Genomic DNA, 23,474 nt, shown 5'->3' on the forward strand with positions numbered 1-23,474 from the left:
GTTACGCCGTTTCCCCCAAGCTGCCCGCCACGGCTTCGACCCGCGCGCGATGAACGGCGTCTTTGATTTTCGCCGGCTGACCGGCGAACGCTTGCGCAACCGCACCCGCATCGACGGCGCGGGCGGCCGTCAGCGCAAGGCGCAGCCGCTCGGCTTGCGGATACTCGCGCGTCTCGAAGCCGAGCCGGCCGCGCGCATCCGATTCGCATGCTTGCAGCGCTTCGGCGAAGCGAGCGGGCTTGCGCAGCGCATCGCTGCGCTCGAACAGCCGCACGAGCGCGGCGGCGCCCATTTCCATCACCCGATGAATATTGCCGTGCTCGCGCGCGACGAGCAGCGCCAGGTCGCGGCAGTCGTTCGGCACGCGCAAGCGTTCGCATAGCGGCCGCAGCAGATCGGCGCTGCGCGTCTCGTGACCGATATGGCGCGGAAGGATATCGTCGGGCGTCGTCGCCTTGCCTAGATCGTGCGTGAGCGCGGCGAACCGGACCGGCAAGGCATAGCCGCGCGCGGCTGCGTAATCGACGACCATCATCACGTGCACGCCGGTGTCGACCTCGGGATGGTAGTCGGCCCGTTGCGGCACGCCGAACAGCGCATCGACTTCCGGCAGCACGCGCACGAGCGCGCTGCATTCGCGCAGCGCTTCGAACATGCGCGAGGGCTTGCGCTCCATCAGCCCACGCGAAATTTCCTGCCAGACGCGCTCGGGCACGAGCGCATCGACTTCGCCGGCCGCCGTCATCGTTCGCATCAAAGCGAGCGTCTCGGGCGCCAGCGTGAAATCGTGAAAGCGCGCCGCGAACCGGGCCACGCGCAAAATCCGCACCGGATCTTCGACGAACGCCTCGCCGACATGCCGAAAGCGCCGCTCGCGCAGGTCTTCTTGCCCGCCGAACGGGTCGATGACCGGCCCGGTCATCGACCCGTCGGGGCACACCTCGCGCGCCATTGCGTTGATCGTCAAATCGCGGCGAGCAAGATCTTCTTCGAGCGTGACGTCGGGCGCGTAGTAGAACTGAAAGCCGTGATAGCCCGCGGCTGTCTTGCGCTCGGTGCGAGCGAGCGCGTATTCCTCTTGCGTCTCAGGATGCAGAAAAACGGGGAAATCCTTGCCGACGGGGCGATACCCTTGCGCCACCATCTGCTCGGGCGTCGCGCCGACCACGACATAATCGCGGTCGGACACCGGCACGCCGAGCAGCGCATCGCGAATCGCCCCGCCCACTGCGTAAATCTTCATGCGTCGTCTTCGTAATAGCCAATGCGATGCGTCTCGGCCTGCGCATCGTCGAACCAAGCGCGCACCGCCGGCACGGCACGCACGCTTTCGATGTAAGCGCGCGCCGCATCGGACAAGGGCGGCGCATAGGTGATGAAACGCGAGACGACGGGCGCATACATGGCATCGGCCGCGCCGAACGCGCTGCCGAACAAGAACGGGCCCTGGTAGCGTGCGAGACACTCGCTCCAAATCGCGTCGATGCGCGCGACCTCGGCGAGCACCGCGGGCGTTGCGCCCCTGCCCGGCCGCCGGGCGCGCACATTCATCGACATCTGCGAGCGCACTTCGCCAAAGCCCCCGTGCATCTCGCACGCGATCGCGCGCGCGTGAGCGCGAGCGGCCGGGTCGCTCGGCCACACGCCATGCTGCGGATAACGCTCGGCCAGCGTCTCGAGAATCGCGAGCGACTCCCAAATCCCTTGCCCCTCGTCGGTGATCAAACACGGGATCTTGCCCGACGGCGAATGCTCTAGAATTCGGGCCTTCGAATCGGCCTCGCCGAGCAACACGATCACTTCCTCGAAGTCGATGCCCATGTGCTTCATCATGACCCAAGGCCGCATAGACCACGACGAGTAGTTCTTATCACCGATAATGAGTTTCATGCGTCACCGCCACGAACGTTGATTGGTTGGTTGATTGGTTGGTCGACCGAATGGGAGAAAGCAAGAACCGCCATGGTGCCACGATGGCGCAATCCGCGCAGCGAGGGACGCGCCGTGCCGGGCTCGCACCGAGGGCGGCGAGCCGGTTTTCAAAGCGACGGCAAGGCGCGCCGAGCATGCGCTCGAAGCGCGCAGCGCGTACGCCGATCGCGCCGGCATCGTCTCGCGGCGATCGGCGCACGACGAGCCCGGTCAGCGCCCCGCCGTGGTCCGAAATACGTTGAAGCGCGAGCGCAGCGATGCGTCGTTCAGGTACGTCGGCGCGATCGCCTCGACGGCGACGGGCGCCAAGTCCAACTCGGGCGCAAGCGGCCCGCTCAGCACCGCATCGCGCGACATCGAATCGAGGTTGTCGCGGGTGATGAGCGGCTCGCCCGGTAGCGATTCGAAGGTCAGCGCCTGCATATAAGCGAGCGCATCGGGCAGCCGCACGATCCGGGCTTGACGCCCGATGACCTCGCCGCAGTAGCGCACGAGCGCTTCGAGCGTATAGACGGTAGGTCCGCCCAACTCGTAGGTCTTGCCATGGGCCGCATCGAGATCGAGTGTGCCGACGATCGCCTTGACCACGTCGCCGACATACACCGGCTGAAACTTCGCATCGGGCTTGGCGAGCGGCAATACGGGAAATAGGCGTTCGAGCACCGCGAACGTATTGAGGAAATGGTCTTCGGGACCAAACACCACCGACGGCCGAAAAATGGTCGTCGCGAGTTGAGCGGCCGCGCGCACGGCTTTTTCGCCATCGCCTTTGGAGCGCAGATACATGCTCGGCCCGTTCGGATCGGCATTGATCGCGCTCAGATGGATGAGTCGGTGCACGCCTTTGCCTTCGCAAGCGGCCGCGATCTTCGACGGCAGTTCCACATGCAGCTTGGCGAATTCCGGCCCGTACGGCGTGCCGCGCCGGCCGTGCAAGGTGCCGACGAGGTTGATGACGGCATCGGCCCCCTCGACGAAGCGGGCCAATTCGATGTGATCGAACACATCGAGCTCGATCACGTCGAGCGGCAACATCGTGAGGTGGCTCGCATGGCTGCGGCGCCGAGTTGCCACTCGCACGTTTTTGCCCGCGGCGACGAGCGCGTTGGCCAGATGCCTGCCGATGAACCCGGAACCGCCTATCAATGCAATCGATTGATGCCGCATGTTCGCCTCCCTGCGAGCGACTACCGCTACCGCGTTGCCGCCGCCCCTCGCTGACCGCGCAGCCCCGTCAGGGCGTTTGCGGCAGGATGACGCCGAGGCGCTCCTTCAGCGATTGCGGGCGGCCTTCGAACAGCGCCGCATAGTAGACCGTGTTGGACAGCACGTTCTTGACGTAGTCGCGCGTTTCGTTGAACGGAATCGTCTCGGCGAAGATCGCGCCTTCGACGGGACGCTGCAACGCCGCTTGCCATTGGCGCGGACGGCCGGGCCCGGCGTTGTAGCCGGCCGTGGCAAGCACGGCGGAACCGTCGAACTGATTGTAGATCATCGACAAGTAGCTCGTACCCAGCAAAATGTTCGTGTCGATGTCGTTCATCTGCTCGCGCGAGAGCGGCCCGAGGCCGATTTTGCGGGCCACCATCCGCGCCGTCCCTGGCATCAATTGCATGAGCCCCCCTGCGCCCACTTCCGAACGCGCATTGATGATGAAGCGCGACTCTTGCCGAATCAGCCCGTAGGCCCACTCGACGTCCAGCCCCGTCGATTTCGCGTCGCGCTCCACGATGTCGCGGAACGGCGAGAGATAGCGCAACGAGAAGTCGTGGTCGGCTTGCGTGCGGTCGGCCGTGTTCACGGTGCGATCGTAGAGCTCAATGCGGCGCGCGTATTCGGCCACGGCCAGCAATTGCCGGTCGCTCATGCCCCGCAACGGCCAGTTCCACTCGCGATTGCCCTCGAGCCGCAGGTTCAGCGCGTAAAAGCGCCGAGCAAGGTCGAAGCCTGGCGTGTGGCTCACGGCTTGCACTTCGGCATCGGTCACGCTCGTTTTCGGCGGCACGGTGATCTTGCGGCCCAGCTCCTCGCTGGCGAGCTGCCCGTAGAAATTGAAGCCTGCGGCGATGCGCGAGAATTCCTGATTGGCGAGCGCCTTGTCGTCGGCATCGCCGATCTGCTTGAGCGCGCGCGCGTGCCAGTACACCCAAGCCGGCTGGCTGCGCAGCGGGGCCGGCATCTGCTCGATCGACCAGCGCACCATCGTCCAATCGCCGGCCAGCAACGCGCTGCGCGTGCGCCACATATACGCCGGATACGAGAGCGGCGCGTTCGCCGACAGCCGGAACCAATCGACGGCTCCCGGGACTTGGCGCGCCGCACCCTGATAGCCGATCGTGCCCCAGCCGATCGCGCGCTCGGCCAACGTCAGCGACGGCGCGATCGTGGCGAAGGTGGCCGCGGCCGATACGGCATCGTTGCGTGCCATGGTCGTGATGGCGAGCAACGCCAGTGCGTGCGACGCCGAATCGCGGCCGACGCCGCGCGCGAGCAGCAGCGGCGGGGCGCTCGTGGCTTGATCGACGAGCTTCGGATCGGGGCGTGTCGCACCGAGCGCGTCGAACAACCGGCTGCCGGTATTCGTGCTGTTTTGCTCGTAGGCAAGACGGATTTGCTGCCAGACGTCGTCGTCGCTGAACTGATGGTTGGCCGCCAGCGCGACGATCAAATCGACGCAGCCATCGCCGTAATATTTGGGCTCGACGAGCAGCGCGCGCGCCGCTTCGGCGACGTTCTCGCCGCGCGCGGCGCGCGATTCGAGCGCGTAGCACTTCACTTGCGTGTCGTCGTCCAGCACGAAGCGCGCGTACTGCGCATCGAAATCGCGCCAGTCGTGCCGCGCCCCCAGTACGACGAGATAATCGTTGCGCAACCGATCGGCGATCGCTTCGCCGTCGTGGCGCTGCAAAAACGAGAGCACGGGCGCGTCCGGCGCGTCGATGCGCGCATGACCGCTGCCGTCGAACAATTGCGGTTTGAGCTGGAAATACTCGAGGTACGACGGCGCGGGGTAGTTCGGAATCATAGCCGCGAGTTGCGCCGCACGCGCCGCGTCATTGTTGCGGGCAGCTTCGCGCAAGCGCACGAATATCTGATCGTCGGTGGGCGCCGCGGTGGGGCGGGCGTGACGGCCGGCGCTGGCCGTGCCGCAGGCGACGAGCGCAACGGCGGCCAGCGCCAGAGCGGCCGCGCGATATACTCGAGCGAAGCGTTTCGACATCGTGGTTCGTGGAGCGAAAATTGAGCGAAAGCATAGCACGCAACCCTTCGACAAATTCGAAAGCCGAGCTGCGAAAACGCTTGCTGCAAGCTCGCAGCGAGGCGGCGGCGGCAGGCGGCGCCGACCCTTTGCTCGCGGCTCATTTGCGTGCCGCGCTGGCGCGCTATGCGCCCCACACTGTGGGCTTTTACTGGCCGCTAGACGGCGAGTTCGACGCGCGCACGATCGTCGCCGAATGGCTGGCACAGGACGTGCGTCGCCAAGCCGCGCTACCGGTGGTCGCCATGAAGGGCTATGCGTTGGAGTTTCATGCGTGGACGCCCGATGCGCCGATGCGCGTCGGCCACCATCGAATCCCCGAGCCGGAGCAGGCGCAATCGATCTTGCCGGACTTGCTGCTAGTGCCCTGCGTGGGATTCGACGACGACGGCTTTCGCCTCGGTTACGGCGGCGGCTATTACGACCGCACGCTCGCGGCTTGGCCCGATATCGCCAAGCCGGTCACGCTCGGCATCGCTTACGAGGCATGCCGCACCGCGTTGCCGCGCGAGCCGCACGACATTGCGCTCGACGCCGTCGTCACGGACGCCGGGCTATTCGCGAGCGCACACGCCATCGAACGTTCTTAGGCGCAGATGTTTGCGCGCAGGCCGCCGCCGCGTCGGGCCCGGCGCCGGGCGGCTTACGCTTAAAGCGAAGCGGCGGCCCGCGCCGCCGTGTCGTACAGGCCAGATGCATTGCGCATGAGTTGGGCCGCCTCGCCGATCTGCTCGTTCGCGAGCGTGCTCTCCTTGAGCGCCGCAATCAGACAGCTTTCTCTCACTTCCCGGTACTTGCCGCAAAGCTCGCGCCCCGCCGGGGTCGCGGAGAAGAACACTTCCTTGCCGGTCTTTTCGCTTTTTACATACCCTCTACTCACGAGCTTCTTGAGCGCGTAAGTCGCGACATGCGTGTCTTCGATGTTGAGCACGAAGCAGATATCGGCGAGCTTTTTCTTGCGTTCGCGATGGCTGACATGGTGCAGCAGCGAGACTTCGATGGCGGTCATGTCCTTGGCGCCCGCCGCCGACATGCATCGCACCATCCAGCGGTTGAACGCGTTGCTCGCCATGATGAGCCCGTATTCGAACTCGGATAGTTGGACGCTCGTCTCGGAGACGAGATGTTCCGAAGACACGATCTTGGTCGGGTGACGCGACATAGCGGGCTGCTGCCGAGGATGAGAAGGAGTGGGCGAAGTGTACGCCGGCCGCTACCCGGTCAGCATTAGCGAAAACTCTTATTGGTAAAATGTCGATAAATTATCGATAATGCGATCACATACAACGCACGCATGCGACCGGCGAAGGCGCTCAGATGACAGAACCTCGTATCTATCCGTTCGGCGACAGCGCCCTCGTCTGCGAGGCGCCGCCACCGGCTACGCTCGCATGTCAGGAGCGCATCTGGGCGCTCGCGCAGGCGGCGCGCGAATGGGCGCACGTGGTCGAAGCGGTGCCGGGCATGAACAATCTGACGATCGTCTTCGATCCGCTTCGCGCGGATATGGAAGCGCTCGCGCGCCAACTGGCGCAGGCTTGGGACCGCACCGTGGCCGTTAAGGCCGCCGCCCGCGAGATCGAGATTCCCGTGCGCTACGGCGGCGAGGACGGTCCCGATTTGCATGAGGTGGCGCAGCACGCGGGGCTCAGCGCCGAGGAAGTCGTCAGGCGCCATTCGAGTGCGGAATACGTCGTGTTCTTCATCGGCTTTCAGCCCGGCTTCGCCTATCTGGGCGGGCTCGACGCCTCGCTGCATACGCCGCGCCGCGCGGTGCCGCGGCTCGAAGTGCCGGCCGGCTCGGTCGGCATCGGCGGCGCGCAAACCGGCGTTTATCCGGCCGCGTCGCCCGGCGGCTGGCAGCTGATCGGGCGCACGGCGTCGGCCCTGTTCGATCCCGCGCGCAATCCGCCCACCCTGCTGCAAAGCGGCGATCGGGTTCGGTTTTCCGTCGTGGAGGTCGCCCTATGATCGAGGTGCTGCGCGCGGGCGTGCTGTCGTCGGTGCAGGATTTGGGCCGCGCGGGCTTGCGGCATCTCGGGGTTGCCCAAGCCGGCGTGCTCGATACGCTCGCGCTCGAAGTGGGCAACCGCCTCGTCGCCAATGCGCCGCAGGCCGCGGCGATCGAAATCACCGTCGGCCCCGCCGCGTTTCGCTTCACACGGGCCACGCGCGTCGCGATCACGGGGGCGCAGTTCGCCGCCACCCTGGATGGCGTGCCCGTCTATACGTGGTGGAGCTTGCCGGTGCGCGCCGGGCAAGAATTGGTGTTGCACGGCCCGACGCGCGGGATGCGCGGCTATTTGTGCATCCGCGGCGGCATCGACGTGCTGCCCGTCCTGGGCTCGCGCAGCACCGATCTTGCCGCGCGCTTCGGCGGGTTGGGCGGCCGCAAGCTGCGCGACGGCGACAGGCTCGCGCTGGGCGTGCCCGCGGCGGCGCTGCGCGGCGCTTCAGCGGTCGACGCGCCGGCATTCGGCGTCAAGGCGCCGCAATGGTGCCGCTTCGCCGAAGTGGCGCACGAGCCCGTGCGGCGCGGCAAGCACGTCGCCGGCGCCGAGCGCGCGGCGGTGATCCGCGTGCTGCGTGGGCCTGAATACGATGCTTTCGACGAAGCGGCGCGTACGGCGTTCTGGTCGGACGAATGGTGCGTCACACCGCAAAGCAATCGCATGGGATACCGCCTGGCCGGCAGCGCGCTCACCGGCACGCACAGGGGCGACATGCTCTCGCACGCGGTGCTGCCCGGCACGATTCAAGTGCCGAGCAATGGCCAGCCGATCGTGCTCATGAGCGATGCGCAAACGACGGGCGGCTATCCGCGCATCGGCGTCGTCATCGCCGCCGATCTATGGAAGCTTGCGCAGGTGCGGCTAGGCGGGGCTGTGCGCTTCGTGCGCTCGACGCGCGAAGAAGCGCGCTACGCGCTCGCCGAGCAGCAGGCGTATTTGCGGCAGATCGATGCCGCGATCGCCATGCATGAAGAGCAGATGCAGCGCCTTGCCGGGCGCGCGCACGCCGCTTGATGGTTTTGAATGAGGATGTCATGCAAATCGATTTGAACGCCGATCTCGGCGAAGGCGGCGACGCGGACGAAGCGCTGCTCGGTCTCGTGAGTTCGGCGAACATTGCCTGCGGCTGGCACGCCGGGGGCGCCAATGCCATGCGCGACAGCGTTCGGCTTGCCGTGCAGCGCGGCGTCGCGATCGGCGCGCATCCGAGCTTTCACGATCCAGCCAATTTCGGGCGTAAGGAAATGCATCTGCCGCCCGACGACATCTACGCCGGCATCCTTTATCAACTCGGCGCCCTATCTGCAATCGCGCAAGCCGAAGGCGCACGGGTGGCCCATCTGAAACCGCACGGGGCGCTCTACAACCAGGCCGCGCGCGATTCGGCCATTGCCGAAGCGATCATTTCCGCCGTGCACGACTTCGATCCGTCGGTCGCCATCTTCGGCCTGGCCAACAGCCGCTTCATCGCGATGGCGCGCGGGGCGGGACTCGTGGCGATCGAAGAAGGATTCGCCGATCGCGGCTATCGCGGCGACGGCTCGCTCGTGCCGCGCTCGGAACCCGGCGCCCTCATCGACGATGAAGACGAAATGCTCGAGCACGTGCTGTCGATGGTGCGCGACAAGCGGGTGCGCGCGGTGACGGGGGGCTGGGTGCCGCTGGACGTGCGCACGTTGTGCTTGCACGGAGATGGCCCGCACGCGCTCGTGTTCGCGCAGAGATTGCGCGACACGCTCGAGGCGAACGGCATCGCTGTGCATGCCGCTTCCGCGCAGTCGAATTGAGATCTAGGCTCGCGCCTGCGAGCCGTTGACGATGCCATGAAGAATGCGAACCCCGCAACGGCAAGATTTCCGATGCCGTCCGCTATAAATTGCGCGCGTCTCGGCGGCCACCAGCCCGATTGCCAGGGTTCCGGCGGCGCTGACAACGGCGGCAATCGTGAGGTGTGGGCGTAACCGGCCGCCTGCCCCACGAGGCTCCCGCGTCGCCGCCGCTCCCGTCGCCGCCAGCCACTACCCGACACCGGCCTCGCCCAATGCCAGGCGCAAGCGCACTCGGTTGATCGGATCGCAGGCCACGCGGATTAGACCGCCGGCCTTTGACAGTTAAGGAACCGCACGCCAGATGAGATGGCTCTGCGGTGGGTCCTACTCCGCCTCCACAGCAAACCCCCGCTTACGCAACAAGTTCAGCACCCCTTTCGGCCCGCCCAGGTGCAGCGACCCAATCGCGACAAAGATCGGCCGGTTTGGCGCCGCTATCGCCATCATGCGCACCACGAAGCGCCGGTTGCGCGCGTAGACGATGCGGTTGTCTAACGCACGCGCGATCTCCGGCGTGCGCGCAAGCCGCTCCGACTTCGCCGACGCCCATGCCGCGATTGCATCGGCGTCGCCCACACGCCAAAGCCGGTGCAGCGTCTTCACATCGTCGATATTCTGCGCAGGCGTCTGCGCAAGATCCTGAGCAAGCATCTCGCGCTGTTGGGCAAGGGTCAGACTCGTGAACGCACGCATTTGCTCGGCCAGCGTTTCGAGTCCGACCACTTTGCCGCGCGTGCGCAAATACACATTCTGCAATTGCGCTTCGGTTCCGTATTCGGTTTGCAAGCCGGCCGCGATCGAATCGTAGGTTTCGACCAGCAACGCGGCGAGCCAGGGCCGCGTCTTTTTGATTTCCTCGAGCGCACCCGGATTGCCGCGCAGGCGCCACGCCAGCCGCCGCCATAGCGCATCGGGCAGAAGACGCGGCAAGCATGCATACGAGCAGACCCCGTACTTCGAGACGTCATCCTGCGATTGAAGCAGGTCGTCCGGTGAAATTTCGAGCGCGAGCGTAGGCGATGCCGCCAACGCCGCCAAGATAGGCGGCCGAAACGGTTGGCTTCGCGGGTAGTCGTAAGGGTCGCCCACGTGCAAGGTTCCGAGCACGTAGATCGTCGTCGTGCCTTTCGTCGCGACGTAAAACGGCATGTGCGCCGGCTCGGCCCGCACTGGCCCGCTCGCGCTCGTCCCGCCGAAGTCGGGCGGCGGCCCGTGAAAGCCAGGAATCGTCGCGCCCGGAGCAGCCGGCGCGCCAGGCGCCGCCTGCACCACCGGCGCGACGGCCGGCCCGGCGAACGCCGGCGCGATCAAGCCCCCCGAGCGCGGATCGATTGCCAACGTGAAGACCAGCGCAAGCACGAGCGCCTGCGCGCGCCGCACGAGGGCCACCGCTAGCGCGCCCCGACGCGAACGGCGCGCACGATTACGCGCCGCCCGCGCTTCAGGCATCCACGTCCCCCACCTCCTCGGCACGGTGACAAGACACGAGCCGAGCGTCGACCTCGCGCAGCTTGGGCTCTTCCATCCGGCAGCGCTCGATCGCATACGGACAGCGCTGGTGGAAGGGGCAGCCCGAAGGCGGATCGAGCGGCGAGGGCATCTCGCCCTGCAGCTTGATTTGCGCACGCCGGTCGGATTCGAAGATAGCCGGCGTCGCCGACATCAGCGAGCGCGTGTAGGGATGCCGCGGCTTGGCGAAGACCGTCTTCTTATCGCCCAGTTCGGCCACGCCGCCGAAATACATGACCATGACGTCGTCGGCGATATGCTCGACGACGGCCAAATTGTGCGAAATAAAGACGTAGCTCGTCTTGAACTGCTCTTGCAAGTCCATAAAGAGATTCAGAATCTGCGCCTGGATGGAAACATCGAGCGCCGAAACGGGTTCGTCCGCCACCACGATGCGCGGCTCCAGAATCATCGCACGAGCGATCGCGATGCGCTGCCTTTGTCCGCCCGAAAACATGTGCGGGTAGCGTTTCGCATGCTCGGGCCGCAATCCGACCGTGCGCATCATATGCGCCACGCGGCCCGCGCGCTCGGTCGCGCTCAGCTGCGAGTTGATCTGCAGCGGCTCGGCCAGGGTCTGTTCGACCGTCTTGCGCGGATTGAGCGATGCGAACGGATTCTGAAACACCATCTGCACCCGGCGACGCAGCTGTGCGATCTTCGCGCGATCCGCTCCCGCGACGTCCTCGCCTTCCACGAGCAAACGCCCGGAGGTGGGCGGCTCGATCATCGTCAATTGGCGCGCCAGCGTCGATTTACCGCACCCCGATTCGCCGACGACTGCGAGCGTCTTGCCGCGCGTCAGCGAAAACGATACGCCGTTGAGCGCCTTGATGGTGCCGTGGCCGAACATGCCGCGCCGCACCGCGTAGTGTTTGGTCAACTGCTCGGCCGCGAGCACGGTATCCGCCTCATGTCCCGGCGCGCGCGAATTTTCCGGTACTGCGTTCATCGGGCGCCTCCCTGGTGTGTGCTCGCGGAGCGAGCGGCATCTAGATTCAACGGTTTGATGCAACGCGCCCGGGCGAGCGCATCGTGCGGCTGCGGCGGATCGAGCGGAGGCCGCCCCTTGCGGCAATCGTCGGCGACGTACTTGCAGCGAGGCGCGAACAAGCAGCCGCTTGGCCGGTCGTCGCGCCCGGGCACCATTCCAGGCAGCGCCGACAATCGCTTGGCCCCGCGGTTGTGCTCGGGGATGGCGGCGAGCAGGGCCTCGGTGTACGGATGATGCGGCCGCGCGAAGATATCGGGCACGCGGTTCGTTTCGATCACTTCGCCCGCATACATGACGGCCACGCGCTGCGCGACCTGCGACACCACGGCCAGATCGTGCGAGATCAACACGAGCGCCATGCCGCGCTCCTTTTGCAGCGTGACGAGCAAATCCATGATCTGCGCTTGGATCGTCACGTCGAGCGCCGTCGTGGGCTCGTCGGCGATCAATAGCTTCGGGTTGCATGCAACCGCCATGGCGATCATCACACGCTGATTCATCCCGCCCGACATCTGATGCGGGAAAGCGCCGATGCGATTCTTGGCATCGGGAATGCCGACTTGGTCGAGCAGGTCCAGCGCCCGCCGATCGAGCGCCGCGCCGCGCAGGCCCTCGTGCAGCTTCAGCACTTCCTTGATTTGATAGCCCACGGTGTAGCTCGGGTTCAGGCTCGTGAGCGCGTCCTGGAACACCATCGCCACGTCCTTGCCGATAATCCTGCGGCGCGTTTTTGCGGAGGCACGCAGCAAGTCCTTGCCGTCGAACGTGATTTCGTCGGCGGTGACGACGCCGGGCGCATCGATGAGTCCCATCAGCGCCATCATCGTCACGCTCTTGCCCGAGCCCGATTCGCCGACGACGCCGACGACTTCTCCCGGCGCGACCGAGAAACTCACACCGTCGACAGCCGGTGCGCCGCCGAAGGTGACGGCCAGGTTTCGGATGGTCAAAAGATCGTTCATGTTCAAGCCATCCGTTTCAGTTTCGGATCGAGCGCGTCGCGCAGCCCGTCGCCGAGCAAGTTGATCGCGAGCACCGAAATGAGAATCGCCATGCCCGGCATCGTCACGATCCACCAGGCATTGTCGATGTAATCGCGCGCCGATGCCAGCATCGCGCCCCATTCGGCCGTCGGCGGCTGCACGCCCAGGCCCAGGAAGCCCAACGCGGCCGCGTCGAGAATCGCCGAGGAGAAACCGAGCGTGGCCTGCACGATCAGCGGCGCGGTGCAATTGGGCAACACTTGAGAAAACATGAGCCGCGGCGTGCCCGCACCGGCCACGCGAGAGGCCGTCACGTATTCCTTCTGCAATTCGCCCTGCGCGGAGGCGCGCGTCAAGCGCACGTACCCGGGCAGCGCAACGATCGCGATTGCGAACATCGTGTTGGTCAGCCCCGGCCCGATGATGGCCACGACGGCCACCGCGAGCAGCAGCGACGGCAATGCGAGCAAAACGTCCATCGCCCGCATGATCGGCGTGTCGGCCCACTCGAAGAACGCCGCGCACAGCCCGAGCACGATACCCGGAAACAGCGCGAGCACGACGGACACGCAGCCGATCCAGAACGACATGCGCGCACCGAACATGAGGCGCGAGAGGATGTCGCGGCCCGCTTCATCGGTGCCGAGCACGAATCTCCAGTTGCCGCCATCGAGCCAGGCGGGCGGGATCTTGACGTAGTCGCGGTATTGTTCGACCGGGCTATGCGGCGCGATGAGCGGCGCGAAGATCGCGACGACGACGAGCACGAGGACGATCGCGCCGGCCCCCACCGCGCCGCGGTTGCGTGAGAAGTTGTGCCAGAACTCGCGTAACGCGAGGGCCCGCCCGCTAGGCGGCGTGACGCTCTGCGGCGCCGCGTTTTGAATATCTGCCATGGTTGCGGGCTCCTTAGCGCGTGTGGCGAATGCGGGGATTGAGCACGCCGTAAAGCAGATCGACGCACAGATTCACGACGATCACGAGCGTCGCGATCATCAGAATGCCGCCTTGCACGACCGGATAATCGCGCCGGCTGATGGCGTCGATGAGCCACTTGCCGATGCCCGGCCAAGAAAACAGCGTCTCGGTCAATACCGCACCGGCGAGCAACGTGCCCACTTGCAAGCCGATCACCGTCACCACAGGAATCAGCGCGTTGCGCAACGCATGCACGACAATTACGCGCACCGGAGAAAGCCCCTTCGCGCGCGCCGTGCGAATGTAGTCTTCGCGCAGCACCTCGAGCATCGACGAACGCGTCATGCGGGCCACCACGGCGAGCGGGATCGTGCCGAGCACGATGGCCGGAAGGATCAAATGGCTCAGCGCCGATTTGAAGGCGCCTTCGTCGGGGGCGAGCAGCGAATCGACGAGCATGAAGCCGGTCACGTGCGGAATGTCGTATTCGACGGCGATGCGCCCCGACACGGGCGTCCAACCGAGCGTGACCGAGAACAGCATGATGAGAATGAGCCCCCACCAGAAGATCGGCATCGAATAGCCGGCAAGCGCCGTGCCCATCACGCCGTGATCGACGATGGTGCCGCGCCTCAAAGCCGCGCAAACACCGGCGGGCAGCCCGATGACGAGCGCGAACAGCATGGCGCAAATGGACAATTCGACGGTGGCCGGAAAGCGCGCGAGAAACTCGCCCATCACGCTCGTGTTGGTGATGATCGAATCGCCGAGGTTGCCGTGCAACGCGCGCCAAACGTAGTGGATGTATTGCATCGGCAATGGCTCGTCGAGCCCGAGCCGGTGCAAAGCGGCGGCATGCATCGCCGGATCGACGCCGCGCTCGCCCATCATCACTTCGATGGGATCGCCGGGGATCAAATGAATCAAGGCGAACGCCAGGATCGTGATGCCGATGAACGTCGGTATCACCATGCCGATGCGGCGTAAAACGAATCGGAACATAGTTCGTCCCTTCAGCTTGCAAGAAAAAATGCGACCGGCGACGAGAAGCGGCGCCGCGTGCAGCGCCGGCCCCTGTCGCCGGAGGACGTACGCGCTCTCCCGCTTGACGAGAGAGCGTAGCGCATCGTCGTTACTTCACGCTGACGCCGTCGAAACGGGCGTAGCCGAGCGGGTCGATGCGCATGTCGACGACTTTCTTGCTCACTGGCTGGTAGAGCGTCGAGTGAGCGATCGGAGAGAACGGCAACTCCTTGGCGAAGATCTCTTGCGCTTGCGTGTAGATCTTCGTGCGCGCCGCGACGCCGTTGGTGCTGCGGCCCTTTTGGACGAGATCGTCGAACGGCTTGTAGCACCACTTCGAGAAGTTGTTGCCGTTGATGGCCTCGCAACCGAGCAACGTGCCGAGCCAGTTGTCGGGGTCCCCGTTGTCGCCGTTCCAACCGATCAACATCGTGTCGTCTTCGCCCGCGTGCGCGCGCTTGATGTACTCGCCCCACTCGTAGCTGACGATCCTCGCCTTCACACCGATCTTGGCCCAGTCGGCCTGGATCATTTCGGCCATCAGGCGTGCGTTGGGGTTGTAGGGGCGCTGCACGGGCATCGCCCAGAGCGTGATCTCCTGCGGCAAGCCGTTCGGGTAGCCCGCCTTCGCGAGCAGCTTCTTCGCGCCTTCGGGATCGTACGACTGCGCTTTCAGATTCTTGTCGTAGGACCACTGCGTCGGCGGCATCGGGTTCGTTGCGCTCTGGCCCGCGCCCTGATAGACCGACTCGATGATCGCCTTCTTGTTGATGGCCATATCGAGCGCTTGGCGCACTTCGGTCTTGTCTAGCGGCTTATGCTGAACGTTGTACGAAACGTAGCCCAAGTTGAAGCCCGGAATCGACGGCATGTCGATGTTCGAATCGGCTTTCAACGGCGCGATGTCCTGGGGCTTGGGATAGCTCATGACCTGGCATTCGTCGCGCTTGAGCTTCTGCACGCGCACACCGGCATCGGGCGTGATCGAGAAGATCAAATGCTTGATCTTCACGGCGCCGGGCTTCCAATAGTCGGGATTGCCTTCGTAGCGGATCGTTGCGTCCTTCGTGTAGCTCTTCAGGATGAACGGCCCCGTGCCGACGGGTTTCTGGTTGATGTCGGCGGCCTTGCCCGCCTTGAGCAACTGGTCGGCGTACTCGGCCGAGAGAATCGACGCGTACTCCATCGCCATGTTCTGGATGAACGGCGCGTTCACTTCCTTCAGCGTGAAGCGCACGGTATACGGATCGACTTTTTCGACTTTGGCGATCAGCTTGTCGAGCCCCATGTCGGTGAAGTACGGGAACTGCACCGGATACGCCTTGCGGAACGGCTGATTCGGATCGAGCATGCGCTCGAACGTGAAGATCACGTCGTCGGCGTTGAATTCACGCGTGGGCTTGAAAAAATCCGTCGTTTGGAATTTCACGCCATGACGGAGATGGAACGTGTAGGTCTTGCCATCGGGCGAGACGTCCCACTTTTCCGCGAGCCCGGGCTCCACCTTGGTGCCCCCGCGCTCGAATTCGACGAGGCGGTTGTAGACCGTAAACGTGTTCGCGGTGAAATCCGTGCCCGTCGTGTATTGCGCCGGATCGAAGCCGGCCGGGCTGCCTTCCGAGCAGTAAACGAGGGTTTTATTGGGAATGTCGGCGGCGTGCGCAGCAGATGCGGCAAGCGATACCGTCACGGCGGCGGCCGCGATCGCGGTCACCCGCACGGCGCGCAACAGTCTGTTTTGCTTCATGTTTCCTCCAATTCTGAGACCGGCAGAAGCCAGCGTACGCGGATATTACTGAGCTTTGATACCCCGAACAAGCGGTCGGGAAAAGGCAACGCCCCGCACTTGTACGCGTTGACTTTGGCCGCGCCGCATGTTTAGTGCCACTAAAATTGCAGGTCGATTATGCACGACGCTGGCGCCTACGGAGGTCTAGGCCAATATTCGGATCTTTCAACACGCAGTTTCCCGCAGCACGGCGCCAAGCGCCGCGGGCGCGGCTGTCCGTCGCATCGAGACAGTCGCCGCCCAAACGGCCCCGCGCATGCCAGATGAAGGCGATGCCGCCCGAGGCGCTAACGCAGCCCCACGTTCCAAAATTGCGTCGGCCCGAACGGGTCGATCTTGAAGCCGACCACGTTCTTGCGCAGCGGCTGGTACACGGTTGAATGTGCGATGGGGGTAAAGGGGACTTGCTGTTTAAAGATGCGCTGCGCCTGCGTGTAGAGCTTGACGCGCTCTGCCATGTCGTTCGTCTCGCGCGCCTTGACGATCAAATCGTCGAACGGCTTATAGCACCACTTCGCGAAATTGCTGCCGTGCACCGCCGAACAACTGAGCAGCACGCCAAGCCAATTGTCAGGATCGCCGTTATCGCCCGTCAGGCCGATCAGCATCGCATCGTGCTCGCCCGCGTGCGCCCGTTTCACGTACTCGCCCCACTCGTACGTCGTGATCTTCGCGCGCACGCCGATCTTCGCCCAATCTGCCTGAATCATTTCGGCCATCAACCGTGCGTTCGGGTTATAGGGCCGCTGGACCGGCATCGCCCATAGCGTGAGTTCGAACCCCTCCGGATATCCGGCCTTGGCGAGCAGCGCCTTCGCGCGAGCCGGATCGAGGGGGGCATCTTTGAGGCTGGCATCGTACGACCACTGCGTCGGCGGCATCGGATTGACGGCCGCTTGCCCCGCGCCTTGATACACCGATTTGATGATCGCTTGCTTGTCGATAGCCATGTCGAGCGCGCGGCGAACGTCGACGTTGTCGAGCGGCTTGTGCGTCGTGTTGTAGGCGAGAAAGCCGAGATTGAAACCGACTTGATGCGGCATTTGCAGGTTCGGATCTGCCGACAGCGAAGCGATATCGGCCGGGCGCGGATAGCTCATGACTTGGCACTCGTTGTCCTTGAGCTTTTGCTCGCGCACGGCAGGATCGGTCGAGATCTCGAACACGAGCTTGCCAACGCGCACGACGCCGGGCTTCCAATACCCGGGGTTGCCGTCGAAGCGAATCGTCGCGTCTTTTTCGTAACTGTGAAAAATGAAGGGCCCAGTGCCGATCGGATAGCGGTTCAGATCCGCCGCCTTGCCGGCGCCAATCAATTGCTCCGCATATTCGGCCGAGAGGATCGAAGCGAAAGGCATCGCCAATTCCGACAAGAACGGAGCGCTAACCGAATTGAGCGTCATTCGCACCGTGTACGGATCGAGCTTTTCGACTTTGGCGAGGTTTTTCGCGAGCCCGAGATCGTTGAAGTACGGAAATACCGCCGGATAAGCGACGCGTAGTGCGTTGGCGGGGTCGCGCATGCGCTCGAATGTCAGCACGACATCGTCGGCATTGAACTCGCGGGTGGGCTTGAAATACGACGTCGTGTGAAATTTCACCCCATGGCGCAGGTGAAACGTGTAGACGAGACCATCATCGGAAATCTCCCAACTCTGTGCGAGGCCCGGTTCGACCTTGGTGCCGCCGTGCTCGAATTCGACGAGACGGTTGTACACCGTGTAGGCCGCCGCCGAGAACTCGACGCTCGTCGTGTATTGAGCGGGATCGAAGCCCGCCGGGCTCGCGTCGGAGCAGTACACGAGCGTTTTCGCGGGCAGCTCGGCCGCTTCGCTGCTGCCGCCGCCGAATAACGCATAGGCGCCGCCTGCGGCGGTGATGATCAGAGAAGTCAAACGAACGGCGAAAAGCGGACGACACACCGGCATATGCGCTCCTTCCATGACTGAGGCGCCAAGCGTAGCACGGCCCTTCGGCAGCCTTGCTGCGCGCAATGTAATAACCATCACGTCCAAAATCGCGGCTCACGATCTTCGCGCATATTCGCAGCGGGTAAACACCGATCAATTGCACCATTGACGCTCATTTATGGCTTGTTAGCATCGACTCCACGTAACAGACATTACACAGCGGTGTCTTCGGCCCGCTCGTGTATTCGAAGCTTTCATCGAATGAGGCATTTGCGTGCGCCCTTCCGTGCGGACCCTGCTCGAACAGCGCGAAGAAACCTTTACCGTGTCGGAGCGGCGCGTCGTAGGCGTGCTGCTCGCCAATTACCCCAGCGCCGCGCTCACTTCGATCTCGCAGCTCGCAGGCAGCGCCGGCGTCAGCGATCCCACTGTCCACCGCCTCGTTCTCAAGCTGGGTTTCGAAGGCTATCCGGAGTTCCAGCGCGCCCTGCTCGCCGAGGTGGATGCACGGATGAATTCGCCGCTATCGCGCCTGGAAGCCTCTGCTGCAGAGCCTCACGCGCAGGACATGCAGCAGGCGATGCTCGGCTCGCTCACCCTCGCTATCGGCAATACGGCCGAGCAAGCGTCGCGCGATGACTTCGAGGCGGCCGTGTCGTTGCTGGCCGACCCGCGGCGCACCGTCTTCAGTTGCGGCGGCCGGGCGAGCAGCTTCATCGCCTCGTGGCTCGTCACGTTGCTGAGCCAATTGCGCTCGCACGCGCGCCATATCGAACCGTCGCTCGAACGCAGCTCCGAAGCGCTCGCCGATCTCGAACCCGGCGACGTGCTCGTCGTCTACGACTATCGCCGGTACCAGGAAAGCGTCGTTCAATTCGCGCGCGCGGCCAAGACGCTCGGCGCGAAGGTCGTGTTGTTCACCGACGAATGGCGCTCGCCGATTTCGAGCTTCGCCGATGCCGTGCTCGTCTCCCTCGTGCAAAGCGCCTCGCCGTTCGATACGAAGGTGCCTGCACTCGCGCAAACCGAATCGATCGTCGCCGCGCTCGTGCATCGGCTGCCCGACGAAGCCAAAGCCAGATTGAAACGCATCGAAGCACTGAGAGCCGGGCGCGTCGCCGAGGACGCGTAACCGGCCGATCATCCCCAACGAAACGAGATCCCTCACAGTCAGAGTGAACATGATGAACAAGAACCGCATATGCATGGCCGCGCTCGTCGCGGCGCTCGTCGCCTCCGGCATGGCAGCCGGCGGCGCGATGGCCGCCTCTCGCCCCGCCGTCGAAGCGGCGAACGGCATGGTCGTCACCTCGCAACACTTGGCGTCGCAAATAGGCGTCGACATCCTCAAGATGGGCGGCAACGCGATCGACGCCGCCGTGGCCGTCGGCTACGCGCAAGCCGTCGTCAATCCCTGCTGCGGCAATATCGGCGGCGGCGGCTTCATGACGATTCATCTCGCCGATGGACGCGACACGTTCATCAACTTCCGCGAAACCGCTCCGGCGGCAGCCACCGCGAACATGTACCTCGACGCCGCCGGCAACGTGAAAAAAGGCGCGAGCCTCTACGGCTACGCCGCCGCTGGCGTGCCCGGCACCGTGATGGGGCTCGACCTGGCCGAGCGCAAGTACGGCAAGCTCACGCGCGCGCAAGTCATGGCGCCCGCGATCCGCCTCGCCCGCGACGGCTTCATCCTCACGCGCGCGGACACCGACATCCTCGATACGACGGTCAAGCGCTTCAAGGACGATCCGGACGCCGCGCGCATCTTCCTGCGCAAGGACGGCACGCCGTTGCAGCCTGGCGATCGGCTCGTGCAGAAGGAGTTGGCCAAGACGCTCGAAGCAATCGCGAAGCACGGCCCCGACGCGTTCTACAAGGGCAAGATCCCGCGGACGATCGAAGCCGCATCGAAGGCGGGTGGCGGTTTGCTGACCGCGGCCGACTTCGCGAACTATCGCGCAACCGAAATGACGCCCGTCACATGCGACTACCACGGCTTCAAATTCATTTCGGCGCCACCGCCTAGCTCGGGCGGCACGACCATGTGCGAAATCTTGAATACCGTCGAAGGCTACGATCTCAAGGGCTTCGGATGGCATTCGGCGACGGCCGTGCATTACCTCTCGGAGGCAATGCGGCACGCCTATGCCGATCGCAATACGAAGCTTGGCGATCCGGCCTTCATCGACAATCCGCTCGACCAGTTGCTCAGCAAATCGTACGCGGCGCAGATTCGCGCTTCGATCAGCCCCGACAAAGCCACCCCGTCGATGGACCTCGCCGACGCAGCCTCGTTGCCCGAGAAGAAAGAGACGACGCATTACTCGATCGTCGACAAGCAAGGCGATGCGGTGTCGACCACCTATACGATCAACGGCCGCTTCGGCGCCGTCGTCATCGCGCCGGGCACGGGCTTCTTCCTGAATGACGAAATGGACGATTTCACGTCGAAGGTGGGCGCGCAAAACATGTTCGGCCTAGTGCAAGGCCCGAACAACGCGATCGCGCCGGGCAAGCGGCCGCTATCGTCGATGGCGCCGACGATCGTGACGAAGGACGGCAAGGTGTTCCTCGTGATCGGTTCGCCGGGCGGCTCGCGCATCATCACGACGACGCTCGAGACGGCGATCGACATCATCGATTACGGCATGGCGCCGCAAGAAGCCGTGGACGCCGCACGCATTCACGAGCAATGGCTGCCCGATGTCGTCTATTACGAGCCGTATGGGCTGTCGGCCGATACACTCAAGATCCTCGCGAGCGAGGGCTACAAGATGGTTCAGCAAACGCCTTGGGGCGCGGCCGAACTGATCGAAGTGGGACTACCCGGCCTGGCCGCCGACACGTCGCAAAGCTCGGGCAACGATTCTTCCGTATCGGGCAAGGTGCGCGTGGGTTACTTCTATGGGGCGAACGACGAACGACGCCCGGCAGGCGAGGCGCTCGGGTATTGACGCAAGCGGAGCGCAGCATGAAGGGTGCCGATACCCGCGGCGGCAGGAGCAGCGGGTGTCGGCGGCCCCGAACGAACGATGGTATTCGCCTCGCCATCGACCCATCGACTCATCGACATCAGCAATCTAACGACAGCCGCCTGAGGACGCCGACGTTTCGGTGCAATCCCGACGGAAGGCAGCGTCATGTGCGCCTCGTATCGCGCAGATGTTTGTGCCGCGTCGCGTAGTACTCGTATAGGTGCCTTAGCCAAACCTTCCGCTGTTGCAATTCACGCTTGAGCTTTGGATCGCTAAGCCCTTTTTGTTGTAAATCGACGCGTCGAAAAACGTCGATGGTCCTGCCCGCAAATAGGTCCAGCAGGTCCAATTGTCGAGCCAACCGCCACTCGCGCAAATACGAGAATTCGCGGAACTGTTCATCGCTGCTGGCGCGAAGCGCGGCGGTTTGCCGCCAACTTGGAAGATCGGACTTGAACTCTCGAGACAATTCTTGTTCCATCTGCCTCGATAACGTATCCATTTCGTGTTTGATATCGTCGAGCACAGACGACGCCTGCACCCGCTGGTAACGTGGGGGCTTGGCGCTAGCCGCCGCAGGATCTTCGCCGCTTGTCTTCTCGACATATCTCGGCGGCATTCCCCGCATCGCGACTTCATAGCCGGGGGGAAGACCATATCCCGCCGCGACCCGATCGTAACCGGGCACGGGCGCCTCGTCAGGCGCCCTCACGTCACTGGATGACGGCGCTCGTCGACGGGCATTCGTGCGCCTGGTGCTCGTCCAACGTCGCAAGAGGCGGCTGAAAGATGGCATGAGCTCCCTCTCTCCTTCCGGTCGATGGCCGCCAGAAGGAGTCCCTCCTTGCGAGGGCATGCAACCATGCAGTAGGCTCGGCACGGTGAGCGCGCAGCGCATCCGACCGCGATCATCTTCTTATCATCGCGCCGATAACAAGAACGCGGCAATGCTCCGGCGCCGCACCGGAGCACGGAACTCAACTATTGAACAATCGATGGGTCTAGGCTAAGCCAGCCGCCCGCCGTACCCCAACCGTTCGCAGACCGCCTTCGTCGCCGCGGCCGCGTTGAGGGTGTAGAAATGCAGCCCCGGCGCGCCTTCTCTGACGAGCCGCTCGCACAACTGCGTGACGACGTCGAGCCCGAACGCGCGAATCGCTTCCTTGTCGTCCCCGAAGCTTTCGAGGCGCTTGGCAATCCAGCGCGGCACTTCCGCCCCGCACATCTCCGAGAAGCGCATCAACTGCGAGTAGTTCGTAATCGGCATGATGCCGGGCGCGATCGGCACGTCGACGCCGAGCTTGCGCGCATCGTCGACGAAACGGAAATAGGCGTCCGCGTTGTAAAAGTATTGCGTGATCGCCGCGTTCGCGCCCGCTTTCACCTTGCGCGCGAAGTTTTCCAAATCGTGCCGCGGCGAGCGCGCCTGCGGGTGGTACTCGGGATAGCCCGCCACTTCGATGTGGAACCAGTCGCCGTGCTCGGCGCGAATGAACGCGACGAGTTCGGAGGCGTAGCGCAACTCGCCCACTTCGCCCATGCCTGACGGTAAATCGCCACGCAAGGCGACGATGTGGCGAATACCGTTCGCGCGATAGCGCTCGAGGATCTCGCGCAGGTTGTCCTTGGACGAGCCGATGCACGACAGATGCGGCGCCGCTTCGAGCCCGTCCTTGGCCATGTCGAGCACCGTATCGAGCGTGCCTTGCTGGGTCGAGCCGCCCGCGCCGAACGTCACCGAGACGAACTTGGGCTTGAGCAACGCCAATTGCGCGCGTGTCGCGCGTAGCTTCTCGACGCCGTCGGGCGTCTTCGGCGGAAAAAATTCAAACGAGATTTCGATGGTCATGATGCGATGGATGCGCAATCAGCCGAGGCTGCGATTGCCGAAGATCAGCGCCGACAGCAGCCAAGACACGATGCTGTACAAAATCGAACCGAAGAACGCAGACCAGAATCCCGAGACCTCGAAGCCCTTGAGCAGCGATGCGGCCAACCAAAAGCACAACGCGTTGACGACGAGGATGAAGACGCCGAGCGTGACGATCGTCACCGGCAGCGTGAGCAAAATCAGCACCGGCCGCAGCACGGCGTTGATGAGCCCGAGCACGAGCGCGACGATGAGCGCCGTGCCGAAACTGCGGATGTGAATCGACGGCACGAGGTACGTGATGATCAACAGTGCAAGCGCGTTGATGATCCAGGTCAGCAGCACGGTCATAGCGGTTCCTTCGGCGTATGGGTCGGTGGTATTCGGTTTTCGGGTCTGGCGAACGGCGGCAAGGCTGGCGACGGCTAACGGCGCGAGCCGGTAGTCGGTGTTAAGTGGATGATC

General features: G+C 64.2%; 21 protein-coding genes. 6 read left to right on the forward strand and 15 right to left on the reverse strand.

Annotation, left to right across the window (positions count from 1 at the left end):
* Nucleotide 1: 1 nt before the first annotated feature.
* From MMB74_RS05365 to MMB74_RS05380, 4 genes are all read right to left on the reverse strand, one after another.
* Nucleotides 2-1,243 (reverse strand): multifunctional CCA addition/repair protein, encoded by a 1,242-nt coding sequence (locus MMB74_RS05365; protein WP_277427560.1) that lies wholly within the window; start codon nt 1,241-1,243, stop codon nt 2-4.
* Nucleotides 1,240-1,890 (reverse strand): glutathione S-transferase family protein, encoded by a 651-nt coding sequence (locus MMB74_RS05370; protein WP_277427561.1) that lies wholly within the window; start codon nt 1,888-1,890, stop codon nt 1,240-1,242. The genes MMB74_RS05365 and MMB74_RS05370 overlap by 4 nt, the downstream gene beginning before the upstream one ends.
* Before the next feature lie 252 nt (nt 1,891-2,142).
* Nucleotides 2,143-3,099, reverse strand: a complete 957-nt coding sequence (locus MMB74_RS05375; RefSeq protein WP_277427562.1) for a complex I NDUFA9 subunit family protein — start codon at nt 3,097-3,099, stop codon at nt 2,143-2,145.
* A gap of 67 nt (nt 3,100-3,166) precedes the next feature.
* Nucleotides 3,167-5,152, reverse strand: coding sequence for a lytic transglycosylase domain-containing protein (locus MMB74_RS05380; protein ID WP_277427563.1), 1,986 nt, complete (start codon nt 5,150-5,152; stop codon nt 3,167-3,169).
* A gap of 20 nt (nt 5,153-5,172) precedes the next feature.
* On the opposite strand from MMB74_RS05380, the gene MMB74_RS05385 reads away from it, so the two are divergent.
* Nucleotides 5,173-5,781, forward strand: a complete 609-nt coding sequence (locus MMB74_RS05385; RefSeq protein WP_277427564.1) for a 5-formyltetrahydrofolate cyclo-ligase — start codon at nt 5,173-5,175, stop codon at nt 5,779-5,781.
* Nucleotides 5,782-5,840: 59 nt separating this feature from the next.
* Here the strand turns inward: MMB74_RS05385 and MMB74_RS05390 are convergent, their stop codons facing one another.
* Nucleotides 5,841-6,353: a winged helix DNA-binding protein gene (locus MMB74_RS05390; protein WP_277427565.1), complete on the reverse strand. Its 513-nt coding sequence runs from the start codon at nt 6,351-6,353 to the stop codon at nt 5,841-5,843.
* Nucleotides 6,354-6,508: 155 nt separating this feature from the next.
* On the opposite strand from MMB74_RS05390, the gene pxpB reads away from it, so the two are divergent.
* The 3 genes from pxpB to pxpA are packed head-to-tail and all read left to right on the forward strand — an operon-like array spanning nt 6,509 to nt 8,990.
* Entirely contained in the window at nt 6,509-7,162 is a 654-nt protein-coding gene (pxpB, locus tag MMB74_RS05395; protein ID WP_277427566.1) for a 5-oxoprolinase subunit PxpB, read from the forward strand.
* Complete coding sequence (locus MMB74_RS05400) at nt 7,159-8,217, forward strand: biotin-dependent carboxyltransferase family protein (RefSeq protein WP_277427567.1); 1,059 nt, start codon at nt 7,159-7,161, stop codon at nt 8,215-8,217. The genes pxpB and MMB74_RS05400 overlap by 4 nt, the downstream gene beginning before the upstream one ends.
* Before the next feature lie 20 nt (nt 8,218-8,237).
* The gene (pxpA, locus tag MMB74_RS05405) at nt 8,238-8,990 is read left to right on the forward strand and encodes a 5-oxoprolinase subunit PxpA (RefSeq protein WP_277427568.1); all 753 of its coding nucleotides are present in this window, start codon (nt 8,238-8,240) and stop codon (nt 8,988-8,990) included.
* 366 nt (nt 8,991-9,356) lie between these two features.
* On the opposite strand, the gene MMB74_RS05410 is transcribed toward pxpA, so the two are convergent.
* From MMB74_RS05410 to MMB74_RS05440, 7 genes are all read right to left on the reverse strand, one after another.
* Nucleotides 9,357-10,481, reverse strand: a complete 1,125-nt coding sequence (locus MMB74_RS05410; protein WP_277427569.1) for a TraB/GumN family protein — start codon at nt 10,479-10,481, stop codon at nt 9,357-9,359.
* Entirely contained in the window at nt 10,474-11,493 is a 1,020-nt protein-coding gene (locus MMB74_RS05415; RefSeq protein WP_277427570.1) for a peptide ABC transporter ATP-binding protein, read from the reverse strand. The genes MMB74_RS05410 and MMB74_RS05415 overlap by 8 nt, the downstream gene beginning before the upstream one ends.
* Complete coding sequence (locus tag MMB74_RS05420; protein ID WP_277427571.1) at nt 11,490-12,497, reverse strand: ABC transporter ATP-binding protein; 1,008 nt, start codon at nt 12,495-12,497, stop codon at nt 11,490-11,492. Before MMB74_RS05420 ends, MMB74_RS05415 begins: the two co-directional genes overlap by 4 nt.
* Before the next feature lie 2 nt (nt 12,498-12,499).
* Nucleotides 12,500-13,414, reverse strand: coding sequence for an ABC transporter permease subunit (locus tag MMB74_RS05425; RefSeq protein ID WP_277427572.1), 915 nt, complete (start codon nt 13,412-13,414; stop codon nt 12,500-12,502).
* 13 nt (nt 13,415-13,427) lie between these two features.
* Nucleotides 13,428-14,438, reverse strand: coding sequence for an ABC transporter permease subunit (locus MMB74_RS05430; protein ID WP_277427573.1), 1,011 nt, complete (start codon nt 14,436-14,438; stop codon nt 13,428-13,430).
* A gap of 130 nt (nt 14,439-14,568) precedes the next feature.
* Nucleotides 14,569-16,206: an ABC transporter substrate-binding protein gene (locus tag MMB74_RS05435; RefSeq protein WP_277427574.1), complete on the reverse strand. Its 1,638-nt coding sequence runs from the start codon at nt 16,204-16,206 to the stop codon at nt 14,569-14,571.
* Between the two features lie 329 nt (nt 16,207-16,535).
* On the reverse strand, nt 16,536-18,176 hold the full coding sequence (locus MMB74_RS05440; protein WP_277427575.1) for an ABC transporter substrate-binding protein: 1,641 nt from the start codon (nt 18,174-18,176) through the stop codon (nt 16,536-16,538).
* A 256-nt stretch (nt 18,177-18,432) separates the two neighbouring features.
* Here MMB74_RS05440 and MMB74_RS05445 point away from each other — a divergent pair, with 256 nt between their 5' ends.
* On the forward strand, nt 18,433-19,290 hold the full coding sequence (locus tag MMB74_RS05445) for a MurR/RpiR family transcriptional regulator (protein WP_277427576.1): 858 nt from the start codon (nt 18,433-18,435) through the stop codon (nt 19,288-19,290).
* 109 nt (nt 19,291-19,399) lie between these two features.
* On the forward strand, nt 19,400-21,118 hold the full coding sequence (ggt, locus tag MMB74_RS05450) for a gamma-glutamyltransferase (RefSeq protein WP_277427729.1): 1,719 nt from the start codon (nt 19,400-19,402) through the stop codon (nt 21,116-21,118).
* A gap of 184 nt (nt 21,119-21,302) precedes the next feature.
* On the opposite strand, the gene MMB74_RS05455 is transcribed toward ggt, so the two are convergent.
* The 3 genes from MMB74_RS05455 to MMB74_RS05465 form a co-directional block, all read right to left on the reverse strand.
* Complete coding sequence (locus MMB74_RS05455; protein ID WP_277427577.1) at nt 21,303-21,827, reverse strand: hypothetical protein; 525 nt, start codon at nt 21,825-21,827, stop codon at nt 21,303-21,305.
* 318 nt (nt 21,828-22,145) lie between these two features.
* Complete coding sequence (gene metF, locus MMB74_RS05460) at nt 22,146-22,991, reverse strand: methylenetetrahydrofolate reductase [NAD(P)H] (RefSeq protein WP_277427730.1); 846 nt, start codon at nt 22,989-22,991, stop codon at nt 22,146-22,148.
* Between the two features lie 15 nt (nt 22,992-23,006).
* A complete protein-coding gene (locus MMB74_RS05465) occupies nt 23,007-23,360 on the reverse strand; it encodes a phage holin family protein (RefSeq protein WP_277427578.1) in 354 nt (117 codons plus the stop codon).
* Nucleotides 23,361-23,474: the final 114 nt, after the last annotated feature.

This window comes from Trinickia sp. Y13 (genome assembly GCF_029522115.1).
Lineage (GTDB): Bacteria > Pseudomonadota > Gammaproteobacteria > Burkholderiales > Burkholderiaceae > Trinickia.